Source organism: Pedobacter sp. R20-19 (assembly GCF_000708265.2).
GTDB lineage: Bacteria > Bacteroidota > Bacteroidia > Sphingobacteriales > Sphingobacteriaceae > Pedobacter.
In genome coordinates this window covers 192,612-217,658 of the sequence record NZ_JCKI01000007.1, presented here as the reverse complement: position 1 = coordinate 217,658, position 25,047 = coordinate 192,612, and the positions used below count along the sequence as shown (strand labels likewise).

The following is a 25,047-nucleotide window of genomic DNA, read 5'->3' as shown; positions in this document are numbered from 1 at the left end:
TAAGAAACCCTCTTCAATTAATTTTGAAGAGGGTTTTTTGATTGATCGTCATGCTGAATTTATTTCAGCATCTTTCTTGCAAGATAGATTCTGAAATGAATTCAGGGTGACGATTTGACTTTAGACTAAGGACTTGGGACTCAAGACTCCCAGCTCTGAACTCCAAACTAATCCTCCCTGCTTCCATCATCAGCCATTCTCACCATTTTTGGTTCAAATTTGGCTATTACATCAACCAGTTCTGTTTGTGCGGCCATTACTTTGTTAATGTCTTTATAGGCCATTGGTGCCTCATCTAAGCCAGCTCCAATTAAGGTAACGTTGTGATCTTTCAAAATGGCTTTCATATCCGATTTAGTAATCGATTGAATCGCCTTTGTTCGGCTCATTTGTCTACCCGCACCATGCGAAGCTGAATTGATTGCATTTACTTCGCCTTTTCCTCTCACCAGAAATCCTGGTGCAGTCATGCTTCCCGGGATAATTCCCATCACACCTTTACCAGCTGGTGTTGCACCTTTTCGGTGAACAATTACTTCTTCGCCATCAAGCATTTCTTTCCAGGCAAAATTATGATGGTTTTCTACCTTGGCTAAAACTTTAGCACCAATGGCTTTGGTTAATCTTTTATGGATAACCTCATGACAAGCAGAGGCGTAATCGCCGGCCAAATTCATGGCAATCCAATATTCTTGCCCTTCCGCCGAGTTTAAATCCAAATAAGCCAGGTTTGCAGCCTCTTTAGGGAGTTTACAGATTTCTTTCGCCAGTTTGGTGTAATGACCTGCAATGGTTGCTCCAAGGCCACGAGAACCAGAGTGTGTTAACAAAGCCACGTAACGGCCTCTATCGATATTTAAAATTTCATCGCGTTCGGCGAAATCAATAATACCCCATTCCACAAAGTGATTTCCACCGCCCGAAGTACCCAATTGCGCCCAGGCCTTTCCATGTAAATTTTTAAGAAATGGAGTGGAATTAAACGCTTCATTTTCTAAAACTTCATGATCTGCCCTTTCGTCACTTTTGAAGTTTTGTCCGGCACCAAATTTGGTAAAAGCAATCAGTTCTCGTTTGTACATGGCATCCTTCCCGAAATAATGTTTTTCTGGGATATCGAAAATACTCAAAGCCATACGGCATCCGATATCTACACCTACGCCATACGGAATAATTGCATTTCTAGTCGCCAAAACACCACCAATCGGCAAACCGTAACCTTGGTGGGCATCAGGCATTAGTGCACCAGCTACCGAAACAGGCAGTTTCATGGCAATATTCATTTGATTTCTAGCGCCTTCTTCTATATAATCAGCACCGAAAATGGAATAGTCTTTTGCATTTTTAACCAGCTCGATTGTGCCATCCGATTTTGGATTCGACTCTTCAATAATCGCTGTGGCCAATACATTTAAGACTTCGTCATCCAAAAAACTTTCCGGGTAATCTTTCACTTTTTTAAATAAGGCCAGTAATTCTTTTTCTTCTATATCCGTGAAATTTTCTCTCAGGATACCTAAAGTTAGGCCTACTATTTTTCCTTCGGAATAACCTATTTCTATGAGGTTATTCCCTGTTATGTTGTTGTTCATTGCTATTTCGTATCACTTATTTCTAGGTCCAAATGGTGGCATCCATTTCTTTTTTATCATAATGTTTTTTATATCCCGATAAGATAGTGGATAAAAGTTGTGACAGTCTACGCCGACATCAAATGACAAAGAAGTTTCGTCATCTGGTAAACTACCATGTGAATGGCCATATAAATGCCAAGTTCCGTGATGACTAGCGTTCCAAACCTTCATTGCGTAATGACTCAAGACTATAAGCCTTGGTCCTTTGTTTTCTGAATCGTTATCATTAACCTTTAATTCAAAATAATCTTTTATCCATTCGAAACAATCAGCGCATTCTAAGGCTGCGCTTTCATGATTTCCTTTTATCAAATATATTTTCCCGTTTAATTGTTCTCTGATCTGCCGAGTTCTATTTGCAGACATCAAGGCAAAGTCACCTAAATGATAAACAATATCATCTTTTCTAATTTTTTCGTTCCATCGTTTTATCATCTCGGCATTCATTTCATCTCCATTTGCAAAGGGTCTTTTCGAAAATTCAATGATGTTCTTGTGCCCGAAATGATTGTCGGACGTGAACCATATTTTATTTGTATTCATATTCTATTTAATTGCGTATTGATGTCATATGAATCAACTACACTATTCTAATAATCCTCGGCAAGCAACATTCGCCTAACCGAAGGGTTCTAAATTTAATTTATTTTAATTAATGAGGCAAAAGGTGCAAAATGTATCAATTTTTGGACGAAGTAACATTTAGCTACGGCACTCATTTTTTGAGCGTGTTTAATATTTAAGAGCAAAACTGGCAAGTGTGTATTTACTAGCAGGATTCGAACCTGCACTATATTCAACCAATCGAAGTAACACTTAAACAACGGCATCTTAATTTTTTAATTAACAGAAGCAAAAAGCAACAAAAGTTTATGGGGCAAGTCGTTGCCGGAGTCGAACCGGATAATCTTGCTGGTTTTACAGCTTCATTATTCCTCCCCTCAATTGTGACGAAGTAACTCTTGTTTACGGCATTCTGTGTTATTTTAATTAAGCAAGGTGAAAAGCAAAAGGAGACTGTTTCCTGCTCTAACCAATTGAGCTATTCTATTTTATAAGAAGTAGGACTCGAACCTACAACCCGGGTATCCCTAAATACGAAGTAACTCTTTTTTACGACACTTGCTTTTCTTTAATTTCTTTTAAACTCCCGCAACTAAATATTGCGGGAGGGGTTTACAATGTAATCTGATTTATTTTTTCTAAAGCAAATTTGGTATCTTCCATTGCCGAAAGGATATCGAAAATTTTATCCGACCATCCTGCCAAAAGATAGACATCATTTTTTTGTATATCTAAAGGTACTTTACCATAACCAGAAAGATCAAATAAGAATAATTTTGCATCGGGAGCAATTTTTTTATAATTAGTCCATGATTTGGCAAATGAATGACTGGTATGATTACTGTTCCACATTTGTGTATCGGTAAATAACATCACTTTATCAACTACTTCTTTATTTTTGACCAGGCTTTCAATAACCAGATGCCCGTTTGTGGAGTAACCAACCTCACCCTCTCTTCTGTAATATTCCATCACATTTGCTAAAACATTTCTTTTCGGCATATTGATTATTTTCCAGGTATCACCGAACATGCCTGATACTACATTTTTGCATTGCGATTGTAGTAACATCGCCAACATTAATCCAATATCATATAAAAATATCGAGCTTTTTGGCGAAATGGCATGTTGCATTGAACCTGATACATCGCAGGCAATCACTACCGAAGTATTAATGCCAAAACCTTTAATGTTTTTTGCACAGCACATTACTGCATCTTCCAGAGCGTCTAATATAACCGAAGTGTATTTCGATTTCATCACTTTGATCTCACGGTAAGCTGATAAAAACCTGAATGGCAATTGCTTTGAGCTTAAAACTGCTTTTTCGTTTGACAAATAACTACAGATCATTTCAATATGGTTACCGGATACATTAGCTTCCAAAATGTTGCGCAGGTTTCTCAAAAGGGCCATATAACCGATTTTTTTGCTTTCGATCATTTCTTCCCATTTTTGGGTAAAGGCCAATGCTTTGGCAGATTCATTTTCAAATCTGTTTTTACCCAAAGCCGAAAACTCCGTTTCCCAGGTGTAGGGCGTTGCTAAACTATCTGATGCTATTTTATTAAATATCAACTGTTGATTGGCATCTTTAGCTTTAGGGTGTACCAAAAACAAAGCATCTTTTAATTTTACCTCCGCGTTTCTATTGTATTTCGCGAATTGATACTCATCAAAATTGTTAAAAGATGCTACCAAACCTTTTTGTATCTGTTTAGAAAGTTTATTCAGTTTTTTGGTTTGCGTCCGCTCATTTGCAATCTGATAGTAAGCCAACATTTCGGTGATCTCATCAGCACGTAAAACAACCCTGTTTACTGTTTTGCTCACGATTGAATTACCTGAAGTTTTTCTGGCCAACTCTACCGATAAAACCATTGGGATTGATCTCAAATTCATCTCCGTCCTGGCATAAACAGCCAATCTTGCAACGAATTCCGGATTGCATTTTTCAATCAAAGCCTTAATTCTTTCTAACCTGCTGTTGCCAGCTTCATAAAACGAATCGTTCAATCCTGTAGTCACAACTGCAGTATACAGTTCCATTTCAGGACTCATGATATATGCTTTTGCACCCTCATGATTTGTTGTTACCTGTATGTTTTTGTTAAAGAAATTGAATCTCATAATCGTTGAATTAAGTGTTTAAACTTTTATTTAATCAGTGCAAATTTCTTTGCCATTCTGACATTACAAAGATGCCACCACCACTATGCGGCTGATTTGCGCAGTAAAAATTATTTTGATATAAAAGAATTAATTATCTGATAATTAGGTAAATAAATTTAATTTTTCCATTATATTTTTTCTTTTATCGTCCAATTGCGCAATTGTATTGCGTAGATGAAGAACACTTTGCTATATTTAATTAAGCTTTACGATCAGATTGTTAGCGTGAAACCCAAATTGTTTAAAAAATGGCAGTAAATAAATTAGCACTCATTCGTTACAAAACTATCGACGATTGCCTGAAAAACCGTTTCCGGAAATGGACATTGGAAGATCTTATCGAAAAGGTATCTGAAACGCTTTATGAACTGGAAGGGATAACCACTGGTGTAAGTAAACGCACCATTCAGGCAGATATTCAGCTGATGCGGAGTGATAAGCTTGGATATAATGCACCGATCGTAGTGAAAGATAAACGCTTTTATGCTTATGAAGATTCAAATTTCAGTATTACCAAAGCGCCGATCAATAATGCTGATGTCGATAAGATGAAGGAAATTGTTGGTGTACTGAAACAGTTTAATGCATTTAATTATTTTGACGAGATGAGTGATATGATTGCTCGTTTGGAAAATAATTTGAACAAATCGACCAAACAAAGTGGTAATCACATCCAATTGGAAAGTAATAAACTGGTAAAAGGCCTGGAATGCATTCCATCCTTATATCAGGCGGTTTTGAATAAACGATCGCTATTGATCGAATATAAGTCTTTCAAGGCGCAGCAGGCTCAACAAGGCATTTATTACCCTTATCTATTAAAGGAATATAGAAACAGGTGGTTTCTTATCTGTAAAGCCAAAAAACGTCAGGGAATTTTGAATCTGGCTTTGGATCGGATTATTGAGTTTCAAGAGCTACCCAATGAAGAATTTGTTGCATACCAAGGGATAGATTTCGATCGATATTATGATGATTTAATTGGTGTAACCAAAAGTGAAAGGGATCGGGCACAAAAGGTAGTTTTAGAGTTTACAAATGATCATGCGCCCTATGTACTTACAAAACCTTTGCATTCCTCGCAAGTTGTATTAAGTAAAAATGAGAAAACGACTACTTTTAGAATTGATGTGGTATTAAACTTTGAACTGGAACGTGAAATATTGGGTTTTGGGGAGTGTGTTAAAGTACTGTCGCCAAGATTATTAATTTCTAAAGTGAAAAGACGGCTGGGGCAGAATTTTAAACAGTATGAAACTAAATAATGATTGCATTTTGAATGATTGAATGAGAGAATATAGGCAGCTATGCAGGCATTCTCTCATTCAAAATTCTTTCATTTAATAACGCTGTTATTCACTCATTCTTTCATTCAATCAATCTATAATTCTTTCATTCCATATTAACTCTTAAACTCACTCGTTTTATGGAATTCAATATCAGGATAATCTTGTTTGGTTAAATTGATCATGTATTCACTATCCGCTAAATAAACTGGATTGGCTTCCTTATCAAATCCAATATGTTGTTGCTTACGCTTCACAAATTCATCCAGTTTTTTTCTGTCGGTAGAAGTAACCCAGCTTGAGCGGGTATAACTCAATGTACGGAAGCGACATTTTGCACCATATTCATGCTCTAACCTAAAATTGATTACCTCGAACTGAAGCTCACCAACGGCGCCGATCACTTTCCTGTTTCCCGGCTGCATCACGAACAATTGTGCCACACCTTCATCCGTTAACTGCTCAATACCTTTTTCCAATTGTTTGGTTCGCATAGGATCCATGTTTTCTACTTCTTTAAAGATAGATGGAGAGAAACTAGGGATTCCTTTGAACTGCAGTTTTTCACCTTCGGTTAAAGTATCACCGATTTTAAAGTTTCCACTATCGTATAAACCTACCACGTCACCTGGCCAGGCCTCTTCAACAATACTTTTCTCATTGGCCATAAAATCCATCGGATTAGAGAATTTTAATTTCTTATCCTGACGGGTATGGTAGTAGAATTTATTGCGCTCAAATTTGCCAGAGCAGATTCTTAAGAAAGCAATCCTGTCGCGGTGTTTTGGGTCTAAGTTGGCATGGATCTTAAATACAAATCCACTGAAATTTTTCTCTTCAACCAATACGTCACGCTCTTCAGCTTCTCTATGTCGAGGGCTTGGAGCGATATCAATAAAAGTATCTAAGAGTTCTTTTATCCCGAAATTATTGATCGCACTCCCAAAAAACACAGGTGCAACCAAACCATCGGTATATAAATCTTTATCAATTTTACCATAGATACCGTCAACGAGTTCCACATCGTCTTTCAACGTATTGATCTCGTTTTCTTTCAGGTAATTCAATAAAGAAGGATCATTTAAATCATTGGCCGCTACAACCGAATCGGTTACTTTGGTTTTATCAGAATTAAATAAATTTAGGTGTTTGTTATAAATGCTGTATACGCCTTTAAAAGTATGGCCTTGACCAATTGGCCATGAAAGCGGACAAAGGCTGATACTTAGTTTTTCTTCAATTTCATCTAATAAATCGTAAGCCTCTTTACCTTCACGATCCATTTTGTTAATGAAGATGATAACCGGTGTATTTCGCATACGGCAAACCGACATGAGTTTTTCGGTCTGCTCTTCCACACCTTTCACACAATCAACCACCAGGATAACGCTATCCACCGCTGATAAGGTTCGGTAAGTATCTTCCGCAAAATCTTTGTGACCAGGTGTATCTAAAATATTAATGCGCTTGCCACTATATTCGAAACCCATTACCGATGTTGCAACTGAGATTCCACGTTGCTTTTCAATCTCCATAAAATCGGAAGTGTTGCTTTGATTCGCTTTGTTCCTTTTTACTGCACCAGCAGTGTTAATGGCACCACCAAAAAGCAGAAATTTTTCTGTTAATGTGGTTTTGCCTGCATCGGGGTGACTAATAATGGCAAAGGTTTTACGTTTTTCTATTTCAGGGTTAAGCATAATAAAATTTTGGATGTAAAGGGTGATGAAACCTTGTTAAAGGAATTTAACAGCGATAAGAAGTTGATATTGTTGTTTCATCAGGCGGCAAAGATAAGAAAAAGATGAGTGATTTGGTTAACTGTTTAATTGAAAACAGATTGCAGTTTTTTAAAATTGAAAAGCAAGTTTTTTCAAATTAGTTTCCACTGGTATTAACTTAAAATTATCGCTAATATTTAAAATTTCTAAGCAATCATTGTTTAGTTTTGTGCTAAAATGTTTAGCTTTATTCATCCCTCCGATTATTGCTGACAAAAATTTTACTGCCGATGTCCATTTTAGAAGAAACTTCTATGCCTGCAGAAATTGCGGCTAAATTTGTGAATTATACCTCAAAACATGTTTTCTTAACCGGAAAAGCAGGTACTGGTAAAACCACTTTTTTACGTAAGCTAATTAAACTTACCCATAAAAAGGCCTTAATTGTTGCACCAACAGGTATAGCCGCCATCAATGCATCGGGGGTAACCATTCATTCGCTTTTTCAACTTCCTTTTGGTGCTTACCTGCCAGATGCGGCAGGTGCCTTGATTAATGAAAATATTAATTTCAACTTCAATACATCCAAAACACTGGTAAAGCACATGAATATGCAGGGGAATAAACGCCGCATGTTGCAAGAATTGGAATTATTGGTAATTGATGAAGTAAGTATGTTGCGGGCAGATATGCTTGATGCCATCGATTTCGCTTTGCGCTATGTGCGTCGGAACAGAAATCTTCCATTTGGTGGGGTACAATTGCTATTTATAGGAGATTTACACCAGTTGCCTCCTGTTGTTAAAAATGACGAGTGGCGCATTATGGCTAAATTTTATAAAAGCATTTATTTTTTCGATGCGCTGGCCTTACAAAATAATCCGCCGGTTTATATCGAACTTGATAAGATTTACCGTCAGGATGATGCCGTTTTTATAGATTTATTGAACAACCTGCGGAATAATAAAATCACACCAGAAGATACCGCTTTATTGAGACAGCATTTTAAACAGGATTTTAAACCTTCGGCTGATGATAATTATATTACCTTAACCACGCATAACAATAAGGCAGATAGTATTAATCGCGAAAGGTTAACACAACTCAAAACTAAATCTTATTTTTTTGAAGCAAAGGTTCAGGGTGAATTTAATGAATATGCATACCCAAATGATAAAAGCTTAGAATTAAAGGTTGGTGCACAGGTGATGTTCATTAAAAATGATATGACAGCCGAAAAGCGTTATTATAATGGTAAAATTGGTGTTGTACATCATATCGAAAAAGATATAATAGAAATTGAACTTCCTGAAGATAAAGTGGTGATTCAGATTTCGCCATATACCTGGGAAAATGTGAAATATAAATTGGATGAAGCAACCAATGAAATTAAAGAAAACGTTGCAGGTTCATTTATTCAATATCCTATAAAACTCACCTGGGCCATTACGGTGCATAAAAGTCAGGGTTTAACTTTTGATAAAGCCATTATTGATGTTGGCGATGCCTTCGCTCCGGGTCAGGCCTATGTTGCACTATCACGTTTACGTTCTTTAAATGGTTTAGTTTTAACCTCTCACCTTCGGGATAGTGGTTTGCAGCAAGATCAGAATGTGCACTATTTTTCTAAAACTAAGCAGCCATCAGAAGTACTGCATGAGCAGATCAGTGTAGAGAGTTATACTTTTATCAGGAGTTATCTTTTTGCAGCATTTGATTTAAACCTGATCCGGTATTATTTAAAGGAACACAGTCAAACTTTTGATAAAAGTGAAAATAAATCTGCCAAGCAAAAGCATGAAGATTGGACAAATACAGTATATGCTGACTTTCAGAAAATTACAGCTACTGCCGATACATTTGTGAATCAGCTTAAAAATCTTTTTTCTGAGCAAACGGAATACACTTTATTTAATGTATCAAAAAGGGTAGAGGCTGCATTAAAGTATTTTAATCCTTTAGTTAAGGAAATTTCAGATCGTTTTCTGGCTCAAATTGAAGCTGTAAAAGAAGAAAAACAAATTAAAACCTATGTAACCGAACTGCTTGAACTGGAGATTCTGGTGTATGAACAGCTCAAGAAAATGCATAAAAGCAAGGCTTTATTACAGGCGCTTATTGCGGGGAAAGAATTTAGCAAAGCAGATACAGAGGCGCTATTAAATACTTCAGAGCGGAATCAACAATTGCAAAAGGCCATTCAATTAAAAGGTGAAACACTGAAAGTGAAATCTGCAGTTGAAAAGAAAAAGAAAGAACCAAAGATTGATACTAAACTAGTTAGTTTTGAACTTTATGAACAAGGAAAAAGCTTAGGAGAGATTGCAAAAGAACGTGGCTTTTCAGTTGGTACAATTGAAGGTCATTTGGCATACTATGTTTCCACGCAACAACTGGATGTTACAAAGCTCGTTAAGCCTAATAAAATCAGAAACATTACGGATGCGGTAGAAAGTCAGAAAACAAAATCGATGGCTACGATACGGGAATTTCTAGGGAAAGATTATTCTTTTGGCGAGATCAAAATGGTATTGGCTTCTTTGTTCCCATCGGAAGAGTAACGATTTAACCGCAAAGAATGTTATTTCATTTTACCACAGAGAAACAGAGTTAAGGCACAGAGAGCATAAAGTTTTATGGAAGAAGATTTATTAACAAGAACCATCATTGGGCTGGCAATAGATGTACATACAGCTCTTGGGCCAGGATTGCTGGAGAGTGCTTATAAGGAATGTTTATTCTATAAGATTGACAAGGCAGGCTTTCAAGTTGAAAAAGAAAAAATAATGCCTTTGCATTTTGAAGATGTAAGATTGGATTGTGGTTATCGGATTGATATTTTAGTAGAGAATAGGTTGGTTTTAGAGTTGAAAAGCGTAGAGCGTTTGACTGATATTCATTTGGCACAAACCTTAACTTATATGAAATTAGGTGGCTATAGATTTGGGTTGTTAATGAATTTTAATGTTTTAAGAGTAAAGGATAGAATCAAACGTGTTGTAAATGGTTATTAAATTGGCTATATTTTCTCTGTGAAAACTCGGCGTGCTCTGTGGTTAAATTAAAGAATGGCATAAATAGTTATTAAAAGCCTGTGTTTTCTCTGTGTAAACTCCGTGTGCTCTGTGGTTTATCTATTGTAAAATTATGTTTTCTAAGTAAATCTTTGTGCCCTCTGTGGTAAGAAATACTAAAATACTTACCTTAGCATTCGTGAAGAAAATTGATTTATTAGCGCAATACATGCCTGCCGAGGCCGCACCGCTAATTGCAAAGTGGATTGATTATTTTCAGTGTGAGTTTAAAATCGCTAAAACACGCACTACAAAACTAGGCGATTACCGTCACCCTTTTCGGGATAAGGGACATCGCATTTCTGTAAATTTCAATCTTAACCATTATGCTTTTTTGGTTACTACTGTTCATGAATTTGCGCATCTTTTAACCTGGAACGACTTTAAAAACAAGGTAAAACCTCATGGCTCAGAATGGAAAAAGAACTTCCAAAGGATGATGGTTCCGTTTTTTGAAATGAAGGTTTTTCCTGTAGATATTCATCTGGCCATCAATAATTACATGTCAAACCCTGCTGCTTCCAGTTGTTCTGATCTGAATTTATCACGTGCTTTAAAAAAGTATGATACGAATAAAACCGAAACACTGCATTTAGAGCAAATACCCATTAATACCAAATTTAGAATTAAAGATGGCAGACGCTTTACCAAAGGCGAACAAATCAGAAAACGGTACCGTTGTATCTGTTTAGATGATAAACGGCTATACTTATTTAATCCTTTGGCTGAGGTTTTTGTGGTAGAATAAGAATAAACGCGTGAATTCGTCATTGCCTTTGGTAAACTAAATGCAATAACGAATTATTTTAAACAAACTCAAACTTATCACCATCAAATAATCCTTTATCACTTAATTTTAAACGTGGAATAACAAGTAAAGCCATAAAAGAAAGGGTCATGAACGGAGCGAGAAGCGTAGAACCCAAATCTTTCGCAAACTGATCTATTAAAGTATAACTTTCAGCTACCTGATACCCATTTTGATGACTCATCAAACCTGCGACTGGCAAAGCCAGAACTATTTCCTTTCCAAGGCCTATGGCAGCTACTCCGCCAGTTTCTTTGATTACCAGATTAACGGCTTCGCAAATGCTTTTGTCATCTACACCAACTGCAATAATATTATGACTGTCATGTGCCACACTTGAAGCGGTTGCACCATTTTTTAAACCAAAGTTTTTTACAAATGAAATTGCGATTGGTGCATCCTGATAACGGTTAACCACCACCATTTTCAATACATCATTTTCTACATCACTAACGATATTTTGCTCCAAAACATGGGGTTTTGCTGAAAGCCTATTCGTAATTAACTGGCCATCTAAAGCCTCAATTACTGCAATTTCTGTCTGATCGGTGAAAGGAAATTTAAAATCCTCAATTTTTTTGAGGCTACACTTAAAGTGATTTACGGATTCTTGGTTTGGTGTCTGCTTTATCCAATCACCAATCATTTTTCCGTTTTCAGCAAGCAAATTCCCATCAATGTAGGTTTGTTTAACGTGGAAGTTTTTTAAATCTTCAATAACAATAAAATCAGCAAAATCACCCACCTGTAGCTGGCCAACATCCAGTTTGTAATGGATAATTGGATTAATACACGCAGCCTGCAGAATGTTGAAGATATTAATTCCTTTGGCAACAGCTCTCGCACATAGGGCATTGATATGATTTTCGACCAGACTATCAGGATGTTTGTCATCGCTACAAAACATCATCATTTCCGGCCATTCATTTAATAGATCAATCAATGCGTCAAAATTTTTAGCAGCACTTCCCTCACGGATGAGGATTTTCATTCCACGCTGTAATTTATCTAATGCTTCTTCGGCTGTAAAACATTCATGATCTGTAGATATACCAGCATCAATATATTGTTGAACAGCATCGCCACGTAAGCCAGGTGCGTGTCCATCTACAGGTTTGTCAAGTTCAAGCGCTGCGGCAATTTTCATTAAAACTTCTTCATCTTTATAAAGTACACCCGGAAAATTCATCATTTCACTGAGGTATTTTATTTCCGGACGCATTAAGAGCGCTTTTACATCATCATGATTGAGCTCGGCACCTGCAGTTTCAAAAATGGTAGCAGGCACGCAGCTTGGCGCACCAAAGTTAAACTTGAATGGTACCGTATTGCCATTATTTATCATGAACTCAACACCTTCTATGCCGCAAACATTGGCAATTTCGTGAGGGTCGCTAATGGTGGCGACTGTTCCATGATTAACTGCTAACCGTGCAAATTCACTAGGAATAAGCATGCTACTTTCAATATGTACATGGCTATCAATAAAACCTGGTGTAATAAAATGAGCATCTTCTTTCTGTTCAGAAATTTCTATAACCGATTTTATCTTACCTTCTTCAACCAACACTTCACCAAAGAAAATTTTTCGCTTTGTGATGTCAACTATGTTTCCTTCAACTTTAAAATTGCTCATTTTTATGTAATTTGTTTTGCACGGTCGTCAGCCAGAATTCATTTCAGGATCAAAGGCAATTCAGATGCTGAAATAGATTTACTTCGTAGCTTTCCGCTTCGCTACAGGTTTGCATGACGATACGGCAAGAAATACTTTTTAATATTTTAATAATTTATCTATTGTTTTCGCTAACCTTGCCTTTGCTAAAAAATCTTCTTCTAACACTTTGCTCATGGGAATGGCGGTATCTAAACTGGCACAGCGTATAACAGGTGCATCTAAATCCGAAAAGCAATGTTCGCCAATCCAGGCTGAAATTTCTGCACCAAAACCGCTGGTAAGCGTATCTTCATGTAAAATTAAAACTCTTCCAGTGGTTTTTACTGCACTAGCAACTGTTTCTTTATCCCAGGGTTGCAAGGTTCTTAAATCAATTAGGGTCATATCACTAAAAGGATTGTTTTTGATGTAATCTAAAGCCCAATGCACACCCAAACCATAGGTGATAATGGTAAATTTATTTCCACTGGCTAGTGTAACCGCCTTTCCAATTGCTGTAGTATAATAACCATCCGGAACAGGAGCAGTTAAACTTCTATATAAATACTTATGCTCGAAATAGAGTATTGGATTTGGATCTTCAATTGCAGCCAGCAGTAATCCTTTTGCATCTGCCGGAAAAGCTGGATATACAATTTTTAAACCAGGTGTTTTAGTAAACCAGGCTTCATTGCTTTGTGAGTGAAAAGGACCAGCACCCGTTCCAGCCCCTGTAGGCATACGTACCACCACATCCGCTTTTTCGCCCCATCGGTAATGTGTTTTGGCCAGGTTATTTACAATCTGATTAAAGCCAACCGTAACAAAATCTGCAAATTGCATTTCTACTACGGCTTTATAACCATTAATGGAAAGACCTAAGCCCGCACCAACAATGGCAGATTCACAGATTGGTGTATTCCTTACCCTTTCCTTACCATATTTTGTAGTAAAGCCATCTGTAATTTTAAAGGCTCCTCCATAATCTGCAATGTCTTGTCCCATTAAAACCAGATTTGGATATTTTTGCATGGCTAAATCCAGTCCTTCGCTTATCGCATCCAGATATCGCATTTCTGTTGATGATTTTCCCGATTCTGTAATCTGTTGAGTGTAGGGGAAATACATATCAGCTTGTTCATGATTGGCACCTGCCTCTGGTTCCGGTTCATTGAAGGCTTCTTCAACAGCTAACTCAATATCTGTTTTAAACTGAATTTTAAAATCAATAACTAAATCAGGCGTTAAAACACCTTGCTCAATTAAATAGGATTCATAATTACTTAAGGGGTCTTTCTTTTCCCATTCATTAAATAATTCTTGTGGAACGTATTTGGTACCTGATGCTTCTTCGTGCCCACGCATTCTGAAAGTTAGACATTCTACAAGAACCGGTCGTGGGTCTTTCCTGATTTCATTTGCCAACTGATCAATGGTATGATAAACTTCAAGAATATTGTTGCCATCAATTTGAACCCCTTCTATTCCATAACCTATTGCTTTGTCAACTAAATTTTTGCATCTAAATTGTTCTGATTTTGGTGTAGATAATCCGTAGCCATTATTCTCAATCAGGAAAATAACGGGAAGATTCCAAACTGCAGCTACATTAACCGCTTCATGAAAATCACCTTCGCTGGTTGCGCCTTCTCCGGTATAAACCAAGGTAGCTTTAGGCTGCTTGTGCAAAACATCGGCCAGCGCTATGCCATCAGCTAGGGCCATTTGCGGGCCAAGATGGGAGATCATACCAATAATTTTATAATCTTGTGTGCCGAAGTGGAATGACCGATCGCGACCTTTGGTAAAGCCAGTAATTTTGCCCTGCCATTGGGCCATTAATTTTTTTAGTGGAATATCGCGTGAGGTAAAAACACCCAGGTTACGGTGCATGGGCAAAATATATTCATCATTCTGCATGGCTAGGGTACTGCCAACTGCAATGGCTTCCTGACCAATGCCTGAAAACCATTTGCCAATTCTGCCCTGGCGCAATAGTTTTAGCATTTTCTCTTCAACCAATCGGGGATAAAGCAGCCTTTTATATAAATTCAGTAAGAATTTGTCGTCTTTATCTCCTCTGTGAAATTGCATATCTGGTTATTTTGACTAATGACTCTGGACTCAAGACTCCTTACTTTTCTTCAACTCCTCCCATTGTTTTGCGAAAGATTTATCGGCAACCTTTGGCATTTCACGGTATTTACCCCAGCTTTTTTTGAAGAAAGATTTCAGCATAAAATTTTTAAACTTTCCACCGAAAAAATCCATCCATTTGCGTTTCTGCATCATCCGGTTGAACATTCCCCAGCCCAACTCTTCCACTTTGCCATTTTCGTGTGTAGCAGCAGCATCCCGGCGGTTCAGCAATAACATTTTATGAATATCAATTTTAACCGGACAAACTTCAGAGCATTTTCCGCATAGGCTGGAGGCATAGCTTAAATGCTTAAACTCTTCCATGCCTTTAAGGTGTGGCGTAATTACCGAACCAATAGGACCACTATAAGTTGTATTGTAGGTATGTCCTCCTATATTTTTATATACCGGGCAAGCATTTAAACAAGCACCGCAACGGATGCAATACAATCCTTGGCGCTGGTCTTTTTGCGCCAATAGATTGGTACGGCCATTATCCAAAAGAATTACATACATCTCTTCCGGTCCATCAGTTTCATTTGGCTGACGCGGACCACTCAAAATAGTATTATAAACAGTTAAATTTTGCCCGGTACCATGCGAAGCCAATAGTGGCCAGAATAAGTCCAGGTCTGCTATAGATGGGATTACTTTTTCAATACCTACAATAGCAATATGTATTTTTGGGAAAGTGGTACTTAACCGGGCATTCCCTTCATTTTCAGTAAGTGCAATACTGCCGGTATCAGCAATAAGAAAATTTCCACCACTAATACCAATGTCTGCCTTTAAATATTTATCACGAAGTAATTCTCTTGCCTTTTGAACCAGTTGTGGCGGTGTTGCGTCAATAGGCGTTCCAAACTTATCGTGAAATAATTTTGCAATATCCGTTGCACTTAAATGCATGGCTGGCGTAACAATATGGTAAGGTGCCTGCCCAAGCAATTGAACAATATATTCGCCTAAATCACTTTCTAAAGATTCAATTTGATTACTTTCCAGAAAATCATTCAAATGGATTTCTTCGGTGGTCATCGATTTTGATTTGATTACCGTTTTACCATTGTTTTTTTGAATGATGTTTAAGATTTCTCTTTGGGCTTCTGCTGAGTCGTTTGCCCAGATCACTTTACCACCACGACGTTGAAAATTCGATTCAAATTCTGGTAAGAATTTATCTAAATTTTCCATTACACGCCATTTGATCACATGCGCCTTCTTTTTAGAAGCTTCGAGATTTTCGAATTTTGATAAGCCACGCTCTACTGCCGTATTGTATTTACCAATGTTATAATTGATGGTTTTACGATGCGGTAAATCGAAAGCTTTTTCATCAGATTTTTCTAAAAATTCCTCGGCAGTCTTCATCATATTTCAAAGATATGAATTTCTGTTGCTGACGAAAACTATGTGCATAAAAAAGCCCCCTGAATAATCAAGGGGCTCGTTTTATGACTTTCTTATTTCTTTGGATTACCTTTTCCATCCAAATCTACTGTCGGTCGCTTAGCACCATTGGCTAATTCCCATGCTGTATAGTAAGTTAACTGCGCTCTTTTTGCCAATAGCGGAAAGTTAATTTTACTTACTTCGTCTCCAGGCTGGTGATAATCTTGTTCCAACATGCCATCATAATAGAAGATAATCGGAATGCCGAGCTTAGCAAAGTTATAGTGATCTGAACGGTAATAAATGCGTTGAGTATCTTTTGGATCGTCATATTTATAATCCAGAATCATTTTAGTATAAGTTGCATTTACCTGCTCACTCAGTCTACCCAGTTCTGAACTTAACATTTTTGAACCTACAGAATAGATATAATTAGCAGAATCAGGTTTACCCAGGTATTCTTCACCAATACGGCCAATCATATCGGTATTTAAATCTGCAATTGTGTTTTCAACCGGGAAAACAGGATGCTCTGAATACCAATCAGATCCCCAAAGTCCTTTTTCTTCACCAACCACAGTCATAAATAGAATGCTACGTTTCGGACCTTTACCGGCTTTTTTAGCATCTGTAAATGCTTTGGCCATAAGTAACACGCCTGTAGTTCCTGAACCGTCATCATCGGCACCATTATTAATTTTATCTGCACCTGGAGCTTCTGGAGTGATACCGATGTGATCATAGTGTCCAGTTAAAACCAAAACTTCTTTTTTCAATTTAGGATCAGAACCTTCTAAAAACCCTAAAACATTCTCACAGCGAAGTGGTGTTTCTTTTTTCATTGCGCTGGCAGAAATGGCAACATTAATAGTTTGAGAAGCTGGTTGCCTGGTATCTGCAATTTTATTTTGAACAGCTGAAACTGAAGTGCTGCCTACTTTTAGAATTTCATCTGCTGTGGCAGTAGATATTGAAATGGAGGTAAAAGGATTCATTTTCTCCATCCTTTCTACGGTTTCTTTTGATTTCATCACCATTTGACCAGAAAGATAAGCTGCTTTGCGTTCTTCGGAAAGATTATCTAAAGCAGGGTCAATTAAAATTACAGCCTTTGCTTTATTTTGGGCCAGGTAATTTATTTTTCTTGATCTTGCCATCATCATCGCACGGCGATCATTTGGATCTGTTGTTTTTGTTGGATCGCCATTTACGAAGATCATCACAATTTTTCCAGCTACATCTAGTCCATTGTAATCATTATAACTATCATTGGATACGCCATAACCTGCAAAAATTAAATCATCACTGCTAAAAGTAAAGCCTTTTAGCCCTACAGCATTGCTGGCAATAACAAAGTCTTTGTAGGCTACCTTCGGCTGGCCGTTAATGGTTAACATGCTTTCGCTTAATGCATAATTTACCAAATCAATTTTTTGAAAATAACTGCCATCAACAGGTCCTTTCAAACCTAAAGATTTAAAATAATCACGAATATAATCTGCAGCCATCCAGGCACCTTTTTTTCCGGTCTCGCGACCTTCAAATGCATCAGATGCCAGCACTGAAAGATGTTTATAGGCATTATCTTTATTAATTGCCTTGCTAAAACGCATGGCATCTTTATTTGGTATTAGTGGTTTAATTTGCGCAAAGCAACCTAAAGATAGGAAAGACGCTAAGCCAAGACTTAAAATTTTTTTGTTCATTATTGAATAGTTAGATTAGTTTTTAGTTAACACGAAATTTTATCAACTCTAATTTGATGACGGCCACCTTCAAATGTGGTATTTAAAAAAGTGGTTGTAATTTCTTTTGCCAGTTCTTCTGATACAAACCTTGCCGGAATACATAAAATATTAGCATCATTATGTTTCCGAACCAATGCTGCAACTTCGTTTTCCCAACAAAGGCCAGCTCTGATTCCGCTATGTTTATTGGCTGTAATGGCTACACCATTAGCAGATCCGCAAAGTAGTATGCCAAAAGTAAATTCACCATTTTCTACAGCTGAAGCCACTGAGTGTGCAAAGTCTGGATAATCTACTGAGGCTGAAGAATGCGGTCCAAAATCTTTTACTTCGTAATTTTTTAGGAAATTCTTTAACACTTCCTTGTATTCAAAGCCTGCATGATCTCCGCCAATAGCGATTTTTATTTTAGTCTCAGACATGTTCAAATGTATACACAATTATAAAATCTGTTCGTAATGTTTTTGTTAGTTAGCGTAGAAAGCAGCATCTGCTTTTTTCTTCTTTCTTTCGATATATGCGGACACGAAAATACTCAATTCATACAATAGGAATAAAGGCGTGGCCACAATCAGCATGGTCATAATATCAGGCGTTGGTGTTACTATGGCTGCTATAATTAAGATAATTACGGCCGCGTATCTTCTGCTTGATCTCATCAGTTTAGGTGTCATTAATCCTAATTTTGATAAGATGAAAATAATTACCGGCAGTTCGAAAATGATACCTGTTCCTAAGGTTAATGTGGCTACAGAAGAAAGATAAGAATCTACTGTAAAAGTGTTTTTTATTTCTGCACTTACAGTATAACCTGTTAGGAAATTAACTGAAAGCGGGCAAACAACGAAGTATCCGAAAAGGATACCGATGATGAATAAGATTGAGGCGAAAAAGACAAAGCCGCTGGCAGATTTACGTTCGTTATCATGTAATGCAGGTTTAATAAAACGCCAGATTTCCCAAAGCAGATAGGGGAAGCCTGCAATAATGCCACACATTACGCACACATTAAGCTGCAGGTTGAACTGACCAGCCATTTCAGTATTGATGATTTCACCATTAATTTTGGTGATACACATATCTTTACCTAGTGATGGAAAATTTTCAACCAGTTTGCACATCATCCTGTAAGTCCAGAAATCAGGTTTTTTAGGGCCGAAAATAACTTTATCTAAAATCTCTTCATTAAAGTAAAAGGCAATACCTGTAAATACACCTATGGCAATTACGGCTCTGATTAAATGCTTGCGGAGTACATCAAGATGATCAAAAAAAGACATTTCTGCCTCTAAAGTTGTTCCTTTTTGTCCGATTGCTTTTCGTAGGGATGTTTTTTCTGTAGTGTCGCTCATGTTGAAAACAAAAATACCATTCTAAATGAATAGAATGGTATTTACGTGTTAAATATAGAAATAGTTTATGCTTTTATTAAAAATTTCAGGTGCTGATTTCAATATTAATTGTAATGGCCTTTTAAAGAATGTATTTTAATGATCTGTTCCTCTTCTAAAACCTCTTAAATAATTCTATGTTCAGAATTTATTCTTCTTGACCATTTTCCCGCGAGATTATATTTTAAAGCCTCTGGCTTTCCGATTCCCTTGAAAGGAGAAATAGCAATCGATTGTATTAATTCTTGAATTTTATTTTGAATAGCCTTATTGCCAGTTTTTCCAAAAGAGGAGATCATTCTCTGCAACTTCATCAAAGGCTATTTCCATAAATCCTCTACTTTTATAGTTTTAAATTTGCCATCCTTGTAATTTTGATCCGATTCTTTAATCTTTGCCACAAACTCAGGATTATATGCTTTTTCCTCTTTTTCAAAAGAAATTTTCATCGCTTTTAAAACTTGTTTTATAGCATTCAATTGAGCCTTATTTTTCGGGATGTACAATTAATGTTTCCATAATCAAATTTAATAAAATAATTCCAAAATTTAAATAAGCAAAAATCCCATTTTGGTTTTACCAAAATGGGATTAATATTGTCAATTAGTAAGATTTTATTCTGAAAATTCAAATGTTTCCATAAACTTAGTGGTGAAATTTCCTGCTCTGAAATTAGGATCTTTCATCAATTGTAAATGGAAGGGAATAGTCGTTTTAATTCCTTCAATTACAAATTCACCTAAAGCACGCTCCATGGTACAAATGGCTTCTTCGCGGGTTTGCGCCACACAAATCAACTTTGCAATCATTGAGTCGTAATTTGATGGAATGGAATAACCCGCGTAAACGTGGGTATCTACCCGAACACCATGTCCACCTGGTGAGTGGAAATTCGTAATTCTTCCTGGTGAAGGGCGGAAGTTATTTGCCGGATCTTCAGCATTGATACGACATTCAATAGCATGCATGTCAGGGAAATAATTTTTACCTGAAATTGGAATCCCGGCAGCTACTTTAATTTGTTCTTTAATTAAATCGAAGTTAATTACTTCTTCAGTTACCGGATGCTCTACCTGAATACGGGTATTCATTTCCATAAAATAGAAGTTACGGTGTTTATCAACCAAAAATTCGATTGTTCCGGCACCTTCGTAATTTACAGCTTGTGCACCTTTAATGGCCGCTTCACCCATTCTAACACGAAGTTCGTCAGTCATAAAAGGTGATGGAGATTCCTCCACTAATTTTTGGTGACGGCGTTGAATAGAACAGTCACGTTCTGATAAATGACACGCCTTACCAAACTGATCACCTATAATCTGGATTTCAATGTGTCGGGGATCTTCGATATATTTTTCTAAATATAAACCATCATTACCAAATGCAGCTCCAGATTCCTGACGGGCACTATCCCATGCATTTTCAAAATCTTCATCTTTCCAAACTACCCGCATTCCACGGCCACCGCCACCAGCAGTAGCTTTTAAAATAACCGGATATCCCATTTCGTTGGCAATAGCAATACCTTCTTTAACGCTGGTAAGTAAGCCTTCTGATCCAGGAATGGTAGGAACACCTGCAATTTTCATCGTTTCTTTTGCAGAAGCTTTATCGCCCATACCATTAATTTGCTCTGGTGTGGCACCAATAAATTTGATGTTGTATTCACGGCAAATGTTAGAAAACTTAGCATTTTCTGATAAGAAACCGTAACCCGGATGTATGGCATCAGCATTGGTTAATTCTGCTGCCGATATAATATTTGGAATATTTAAATAAGAATCTTTACTTGGTGGAGGACCAATACAAACAGCCTCATCAGCAAAACGTACATGTAAACTTTCGCGATCGGCGGTAGAGTAAACAGCAACTGTTTTGATGCCCATTTCCTTACAGGTACGGATAATGCGTAATGCAATTTCCCCTCTATTGGCAATCAGTATTTTTTTAAACATAATTTTTCCTTTTCGTCTCTGTTTTAAAATAATCGTCATGCTGAATTAAATCCGGCATCTATTTAAAAAAGAAGACCCTGAAATAAATTCAGGGTGACGTAAATGTTTATAATTAAATAGGTTCTACTAAAAATAATGGTTGATCATATTCTACCGGAGATGCATTATCAACCAGAATTTTAACGATACGACCTGAAACTTCACTTTCAATTTCATTAAAAAGCTTCATTGCCTCAATGATACATACAACCTTACCAACGCCAATCTCATCGCCAACATTTACAAACATTGGTTTTTCCGGACTTGCAGAACGGTAAAAAGTACCAATCATTGGAGATTTAATAGTAATGTATTTTGATGCATCTTCTTCAGCAGCTGGAACAGCAGGTGTTGCTGCAACTGGAGCAGTAGGAGCTGTAGCAACCGGAGCAGCGGCCTGTACAAGCGGCGCTTGTGGTACGGTAGCATGCACAACTGTTGGTGCCTGGTTTGTTTTAATCGTAATCTTGAAGTTTTCTTGCTCAATAGCAACTTCGTTTACTCCAGAACGAGAAACAAATTTAATCAGTTCCTGTATTTGTTTGATATCCATTTTTTAATCCTTGTTATGTAAAAAATAGTGTATAAATGAATTAACTAAGTTATACTTTTTTTGTTTTAAATTTTATAGTTAACAGACTGAAGACTTTCGACTTCCGACTGTGGGCTAATTTGAATCGTATGCCCACTTAAGGTAAATTGAACCCCATGTAAAACCGCCACCAAAAGCAGCCAATACAATGTTATCACCTTTTTTTAATTTACTTTCCCATTCCCATAAACACAGTGGAATGGTTCCGTTAGTGGTATTTCCGTAACGTTCGATATTGATCATTACTTTATCCAATGTTACACCCATCCGATTTGCCGTGGCATCAATAATGCGTTTATTGGCTTGATGTGGCACTAACCAGGCTACATCATTAGAAGTAAGATTGTTGCGTTCCATAATTTCAGCAGCAACATCTGCCATATTGGTTACCGCGAACTTAAATACTGTTGGGCCTTCCTGATGGGCATAATGTAATTTTGCATCAATGCTTTCATGAGTGGCCGGCTGAACTGAACCACCACCTTTCATGCCCAGGAAATTTCGGCCTGCACCGTCAGTTCTTAGGATAGAATCCTGAACACCCAGGCCTTCTTCATTTGGCTCTAATAAAGCACAACCGCAACCGTCGCCAAAAATAATGCAGGTAGTGCGGTCTTCATAATTGATGATGGATGACATTTTATCACCACCAACAACCAAAACTTTTTTATGCCTTCCGGATTCTACGAAAGATGCACCAGTTGCTAAACCGAAGATAAAACCAGAACATGCTGCCTGTAAATCGTAACCCCAGGCGTTAGTGGCTCCAATTTTATCTGCTAGTACATTGGCTGTCGCTGGAAAAGTAAAGTCTGGGGTAGTGGTACAAAAAATAATGAGCTCAATTTCTTTCGCATCTATTCCTCTCTTTTTAAGCAAGCCGTTTACAGCATGAACTGCCATATCTGATGTGCCTAAACCTTCACCTTTTAAAATTCTACGTTCTTTAATGCCCGTTCTGCTGGTAATCCATTCATCAGAAGTATCAACCATGGTTTCTAACTCTGCGTTGGTAAGCACATAGTCGGGGACGTAACCATTTACTGCCGTAATAGCAGCATGAATTTTACTCATTTTAAGAATTTTTGTTAATTTTTAAATGCCATTCTAATTTTTTCTACCAATCCTGTAGTAATCATTTCTCTGGATTGAAGAACCATATTTTTAACAGCTAGCGGACTTGAAATTCCATGTCCGATAACAACAGGAGCGTTAACGCCTAAAACCGGACTTCCACCATACTGTTCGTAGTTAAAGCGATCAAAAAACTCATCTTTTAATCCTTTTTTGATTGTAATTACGTAGAAAGATTCTGCTAATTTAAGCATTACATTTCCAGTAAAACCATCGCAAACAATTACATCAGATTTATCATTAAAAAGATCCCTACCTTCTACATTACCCACAAAATTAAACAGATCTGTTTCTTTCATTAAAGGGAAAGTTGCCATACTGAGCATATTTCCTTTTTCATCCTCTTCACCAATATTCATTAAAGCAACTCTTGGGTTATCTATTTTAAATAGGTTTTCTGCATACAAGCTGCCTAAAACACCAAATTGTAATAGAATATCTGGTTTGCAATCTGCATTGGCACCCACGTCTAATAATAAACCTGTACCGCCTTTAAGCTTTGGAAGAATGGAACATAAACAGGGACGAATAATGCCTGGAATAGTTTTAACGCTAAATACAGCGCCAACTAACATGGCACCAGAATTACCTGCACTTGCGAATGAATCGATTTTACCCTCTTTAAGAAGATTAAAACCAACCGCAATGCTCGAATTTGGTTTCTGAACGATTGCTTTAGTGGGATGTTCGCCCATACCAATAACTTCATCAGTATGAACGTATTCAAAATGATCCGGATTAAAACCCTCTTCTGCGAGAATGGGTTTAATCTGTTCGGTATCACCGATAAGAACAATATGTTCTCCGGCGTTTAGCGATTGATGAGCTGCTATTGCTCCCAAAACAATTGCTTTGGGAGCATAGTCTCCGCCCATTATGTCGAGGCCTATTTTCATCGAAAAAATCTGTTTGTGTTAAGTTAGGTTAAATCCTAAATTTTCAGTGGACTAAGGTATGACTAAAGCCGCTGAAAACACAAACAATTTCTTAAGAAAATTACCCGATTTGAGTATTTTCGATAACCAATTTACCGTTATAGTATAGGTTACCATCAACGTTGTATGCACGGTGAGGTACGTGAATAGCACCTGTTGCTGCGCAAGTTGCCAAAGAAGGTGTCACTGCTTTGTAGTGTGTTCTTCTTTTATTTTTTCTCTGTTTCGAGATTTTCCGTTTTGGATGTGCCATTGGTGTATAATCTAATTATTTTTTTAACTTATTAAGGGCTTCCCAACGTGGGTCGCTTGTTTGTTCATTTTCTTCTGCCTGCTTATCGATAGAGAGTTGTTCTAAGCGATCAATCATTTCCTGATCACAATCTTTACCTGCCTGCTCACAATTTTTGATATATGGTACTGAAACGTTTATCATTTCATATAATGGACCTGATATATCAATCTCAGAATCTTTACGGCTTAGCGAAATGATTTCTTCATCATTGCTTTCCAGTTCATCTCCTGCAAATTTTACAATCTGTCTTTCGTATAGGTTAACCGGGTATGCAAATTCCGATAAACATTTATCGCAATCTAAATTTAATGTTCCCGCAACTTTAAATTTTAAAAGCAACATGGTCTCTTGCTTATCAAGTTCAAGATTAACCTTCAAATTGCCACTTTTAATTAACGAATATTCAAAAGCACTAAAAAAACGGTCATCAAGCTCATAATCAAACTGATGAGTTCCCAATTTTAGTCCGGTAAACGGTATAGAAAATTGTTTTAGTGGGTTCAAAGTACTG

At 37.1% G+C, this 25,047-nt stretch carries 22 protein-coding genes; 4 read left to right on the top strand and 18 right to left on the bottom strand.

Features of this window, described 5'->3' with window-relative positions:
- Nucleotides 1-167 precede the first annotated feature (167 nt).
- From AN34_RS16290 to AN34_RS16275, 3 genes are all read right to left on the bottom strand, one after another.
- Nucleotides 168-1,592 (bottom strand): RtcB family protein, encoded by a 1,425-nt coding sequence (locus AN34_RS16290; RefSeq protein WP_029287048.1) that lies wholly within the window; start codon nucleotides 1,590-1,592, stop codon nucleotides 168-170.
- A 12-nt stretch (nucleotides 1,593-1,604) separates the two neighbouring features.
- Complete coding sequence (locus tag AN34_RS16285; protein WP_029287046.1) at nucleotides 1,605-2,177, bottom strand: metallophosphoesterase; 573 nt, start codon at nucleotides 2,175-2,177, stop codon at nucleotides 1,605-1,607.
- Between the two features lie 633 nt (nucleotides 2,178-2,810).
- Nucleotides 2,811-4,328, bottom strand: a complete 1,518-nt coding sequence (locus AN34_RS16275; RefSeq protein ID WP_029287042.1) for a TROVE domain-containing protein — start codon at nucleotides 4,326-4,328, stop codon at nucleotides 2,811-2,813.
- Between the two features lie 290 nt (nucleotides 4,329-4,618).
- Here AN34_RS16275 and AN34_RS16270 point away from each other — a divergent pair, with 290 nt between their 5' ends.
- Nucleotides 4,619-5,635, top strand: a complete 1,017-nt coding sequence (locus AN34_RS16270; protein WP_029287040.1) for a YafY family protein — start codon at nucleotides 4,619-4,621, stop codon at nucleotides 5,633-5,635.
- A gap of 137 nt (nucleotides 5,636-5,772) precedes the next feature.
- Here the strand turns inward: AN34_RS16270 and AN34_RS16265 are convergent, their stop codons facing one another.
- On the bottom strand, nucleotides 5,773-7,356 hold the full coding sequence (locus tag AN34_RS16265) for a peptide chain release factor 3 (protein ID WP_029287038.1): 1,584 nt from the start codon (nucleotides 7,354-7,356) through the stop codon (nucleotides 5,773-5,775).
- A gap of 311 nt (nucleotides 7,357-7,667) precedes the next feature.
- Between AN34_RS16265 and AN34_RS22050 the strand changes: the two genes are divergently transcribed.
- The 3 genes from AN34_RS22050 to AN34_RS16250 all read left to right on the top strand — a co-directional run bounded on the left by AN34_RS22050 (nucleotide 7,668) and on the right by AN34_RS16250 (nucleotide 11,199).
- Complete coding sequence (locus AN34_RS22050) at nucleotides 7,668-9,938, top strand: helix-turn-helix domain-containing protein (RefSeq protein ID WP_051666686.1); 2,271 nt, start codon at nucleotides 7,668-7,670, stop codon at nucleotides 9,936-9,938.
- Nucleotides 9,939-10,013: 75 nt separating this feature from the next.
- Nucleotides 10,014-10,391, top strand: coding sequence for a GxxExxY protein (locus AN34_RS16255; protein WP_029287034.1), 378 nt, complete (start codon nucleotides 10,014-10,016; stop codon nucleotides 10,389-10,391).
- 199 nt (nucleotides 10,392-10,590) lie between these two features.
- Nucleotides 10,591-11,199 (top strand): SprT-like domain-containing protein, encoded by a 609-nt coding sequence (locus AN34_RS16250; RefSeq protein WP_231625570.1) that lies wholly within the window; start codon nucleotides 10,591-10,593, stop codon nucleotides 11,197-11,199.
- 58 nt (nucleotides 11,200-11,257) lie between these two features.
- Here AN34_RS16250 and ade read toward each other — a convergent pair whose 3' ends face one another.
- From ade to AN34_RS16185, 14 genes are all read right to left on the bottom strand, one after another.
- Nucleotides 11,258-12,895, bottom strand: a complete 1,638-nt coding sequence (gene ade, locus AN34_RS16245) for an adenine deaminase (protein WP_029287030.1) — start codon at nucleotides 12,893-12,895, stop codon at nucleotides 11,258-11,260.
- A gap of 138 nt (nucleotides 12,896-13,033) precedes the next feature.
- Entirely contained in the window at nucleotides 13,034-15,010 is a 1,977-nt protein-coding gene (locus AN34_RS16240) for a thiamine pyrophosphate-dependent enzyme (protein WP_029287028.1), read from the bottom strand.
- A 30-nt stretch (nucleotides 15,011-15,040) separates the two neighbouring features.
- Nucleotides 15,041-16,429, bottom strand: a complete 1,389-nt coding sequence (locus AN34_RS16235; protein WP_029287026.1) for a LutB/LldF family L-lactate oxidation iron-sulfur protein — start codon at nucleotides 16,427-16,429, stop codon at nucleotides 15,041-15,043.
- 89 nt (nucleotides 16,430-16,518) lie between these two features.
- The gene (locus tag AN34_RS16230; RefSeq protein ID WP_029287024.1) at nucleotides 16,519-18,153 is read right to left on the bottom strand and encodes a M28 family peptidase; all 1,635 of its coding nucleotides are present in this window, start codon (nucleotides 18,151-18,153) and stop codon (nucleotides 16,519-16,521) included.
- A 26-nt stretch (nucleotides 18,154-18,179) separates the two neighbouring features.
- A complete protein-coding gene (gene rpiB / locus AN34_RS16225) occupies nucleotides 18,180-18,617 on the bottom strand; it encodes a ribose 5-phosphate isomerase B (protein ID WP_029287022.1) in 438 nt (145 codons plus the stop codon).
- A 45-nt stretch (nucleotides 18,618-18,662) separates the two neighbouring features.
- Nucleotides 18,663-19,547: a twin-arginine translocase subunit TatC gene (gene tatC / locus AN34_RS16220; protein WP_029287019.1), complete on the bottom strand. Its 885-nt coding sequence runs from the start codon at nucleotides 19,545-19,547 to the stop codon at nucleotides 18,663-18,665.
- 164 nt (nucleotides 19,548-19,711) lie between these two features.
- Nucleotides 19,712-19,885 carry a Txe/YoeB family addiction module toxin gene (locus AN34_RS16215; protein ID WP_231625573.1) on the bottom strand — a complete coding sequence of 58 codons (174 nt, stop codon included), beginning with the start codon at nucleotides 19,883-19,885 and terminating at the stop codon, nucleotides 19,712-19,714.
- Nucleotides 19,886-19,906: 21 nt separating this feature from the next.
- The gene (locus AN34_RS16210) at nucleotides 19,907-20,065 is read right to left on the bottom strand and encodes a DUF2683 family protein (protein ID WP_157263338.1); all 159 of its coding nucleotides are present in this window, start codon (nucleotides 20,063-20,065) and stop codon (nucleotides 19,907-19,909) included.
- A 135-nt stretch (nucleotides 20,066-20,200) separates the two neighbouring features.
- Nucleotides 20,201-21,541, bottom strand: coding sequence for an acetyl-CoA carboxylase biotin carboxylase subunit (gene accC, locus AN34_RS16205; RefSeq protein WP_029287015.1), 1,341 nt, complete (start codon nucleotides 21,539-21,541; stop codon nucleotides 20,201-20,203).
- A 112-nt stretch (nucleotides 21,542-21,653) separates the two neighbouring features.
- Complete coding sequence (accB, locus tag AN34_RS16200) at nucleotides 21,654-22,133, bottom strand: acetyl-CoA carboxylase biotin carboxyl carrier protein (protein WP_029287012.1); 480 nt, start codon at nucleotides 22,131-22,133, stop codon at nucleotides 21,654-21,656.
- A gap of 114 nt (nucleotides 22,134-22,247) precedes the next feature.
- On the bottom strand, nucleotides 22,248-23,246 hold the full coding sequence (locus tag AN34_RS16195; RefSeq protein ID WP_029287010.1) for a beta-ketoacyl-ACP synthase III: 999 nt from the start codon (nucleotides 23,244-23,246) through the stop codon (nucleotides 22,248-22,250).
- A 14-nt stretch (nucleotides 23,247-23,260) separates the two neighbouring features.
- Entirely contained in the window at nucleotides 23,261-24,202 is a 942-nt protein-coding gene (gene plsX, locus AN34_RS16190; protein WP_029287007.1) for a phosphate acyltransferase PlsX, read from the bottom strand.
- Nucleotides 24,203-24,302: 100 nt separating this feature from the next.
- Complete coding sequence (gene rpmF, locus AN34_RS21465) at nucleotides 24,303-24,494, bottom strand: 50S ribosomal protein L32 (RefSeq protein WP_010600130.1); 192 nt, start codon at nucleotides 24,492-24,494, stop codon at nucleotides 24,303-24,305.
- A gap of 15 nt (nucleotides 24,495-24,509) precedes the next feature.
- Nucleotides 24,510-25,040: a DUF177 domain-containing protein gene (locus AN34_RS16185; RefSeq protein ID WP_029287006.1), complete on the bottom strand. Its 531-nt coding sequence runs from the start codon at nucleotides 25,038-25,040 to the stop codon at nucleotides 24,510-24,512.
- Nucleotides 25,041-25,047: the final 7 nt, after the last annotated feature.

What these genes read in the sequence shown, in the direction of transcription:
- AN34_RS16290 (WP_029287048.1), bottom strand. Translation starts at nt 1,592, where the DNA reads ATGAACAACAACATAACAGGGAATAACCTCATAGAAATAGGTTATTCC.
- AN34_RS16285 (WP_029287046.1), bottom strand. Translation starts at nt 2,177, where the DNA reads ATGAATACAAATAAAATATGGTTCACGTCCGACAATCATTTCGGGCAC.
- AN34_RS16275 (WP_029287042.1), bottom strand. Translation starts at nt 4,328, where the DNA reads ATGAGATTCAATTTCTTTAACAAAAACATACAGGTAACAACAAATCAT.
- AN34_RS16270 (WP_029287040.1), top strand. Translation starts at nt 4,619, where the DNA reads ATGGCAGTAAATAAATTAGCACTCATTCGTTACAAAACTATCGACGAT.
- AN34_RS16265 (WP_029287038.1), bottom strand. Translation starts at nt 7,356, where the DNA reads ATGCTTAACCCTGAAATAGAAAAACGTAAAACCTTTGCCATTATTAGT.
- AN34_RS22050 (WP_051666686.1), top strand. Translation starts at nt 7,668, where the DNA reads ATGTCCATTTTAGAAGAAACTTCTATGCCTGCAGAAATTGCGGCTAAA.
- AN34_RS16255 (WP_029287034.1), top strand. Translation starts at nt 10,014, where the DNA reads ATGGAAGAAGATTTATTAACAAGAACCATCATTGGGCTGGCAATAGAT.
- ade (WP_029287030.1), bottom strand. Translation starts at nt 12,895, where the DNA reads ATGAGCAATTTTAAAGTTGAAGGAAACATAGTTGACATCACAAAGCGA.
- AN34_RS16240 (WP_029287028.1), bottom strand. Translation starts at nt 15,010, where the DNA reads ATGCAATTTCACAGAGGAGATAAAGACGACAAATTCTTACTGAATTTA.
- AN34_RS16235 (WP_029287026.1), bottom strand. Translation starts at nt 16,429, where the DNA reads ATGATGAAGACTGCCGAGGAATTTTTAGAAAAATCTGATGAAAAAGCT.
- AN34_RS16230 (WP_029287024.1), bottom strand. Translation starts at nt 18,153, where the DNA reads ATGAACAAAAAAATTTTAAGTCTTGGCTTAGCGTCTTTCCTATCTTTA.
- rpiB (WP_029287022.1), bottom strand. Translation starts at nt 18,617, where the DNA reads ATGTCTGAGACTAAAATAAAAATCGCTATTGGCGGAGATCATGCAGGC.
- tatC (WP_029287019.1), bottom strand. Translation starts at nt 19,547, where the DNA reads ATGAGCGACACTACAGAAAAAACATCCCTACGAAAAGCAATCGGACAA.
- AN34_RS16215 (WP_231625573.1), bottom strand. Translation starts at nt 19,885, where the DNA reads ATGATCTCCTCTTTTGGAAAAACTGGCAATAAGGCTATTCAAAATAAA.
- accC (WP_029287015.1), bottom strand. Translation starts at nt 21,541, where the DNA reads ATGTTTAAAAAAATACTGATTGCCAATAGAGGGGAAATTGCATTACGC.
- accB (WP_029287012.1), bottom strand. Translation starts at nt 22,133, where the DNA reads ATGGATATCAAACAAATACAGGAACTGATTAAATTTGTTTCTCGTTCT.
- AN34_RS16195 (WP_029287010.1), bottom strand. Translation starts at nt 23,246, where the DNA reads ATGAGTAAAATTCATGCTGCTATTACGGCAGTAAATGGTTACGTCCCC.
- plsX (WP_029287007.1), bottom strand. Translation starts at nt 24,202, where the DNA reads ATGAAAATAGGCCTCGACATAATGGGCGGAGACTATGCTCCCAAAGCA.
- rpmF (WP_010600130.1), bottom strand. Translation starts at nt 24,494, where the DNA reads ATGGCACATCCAAAACGGAAAATCTCGAAACAGAGAAAAAATAAAAGA.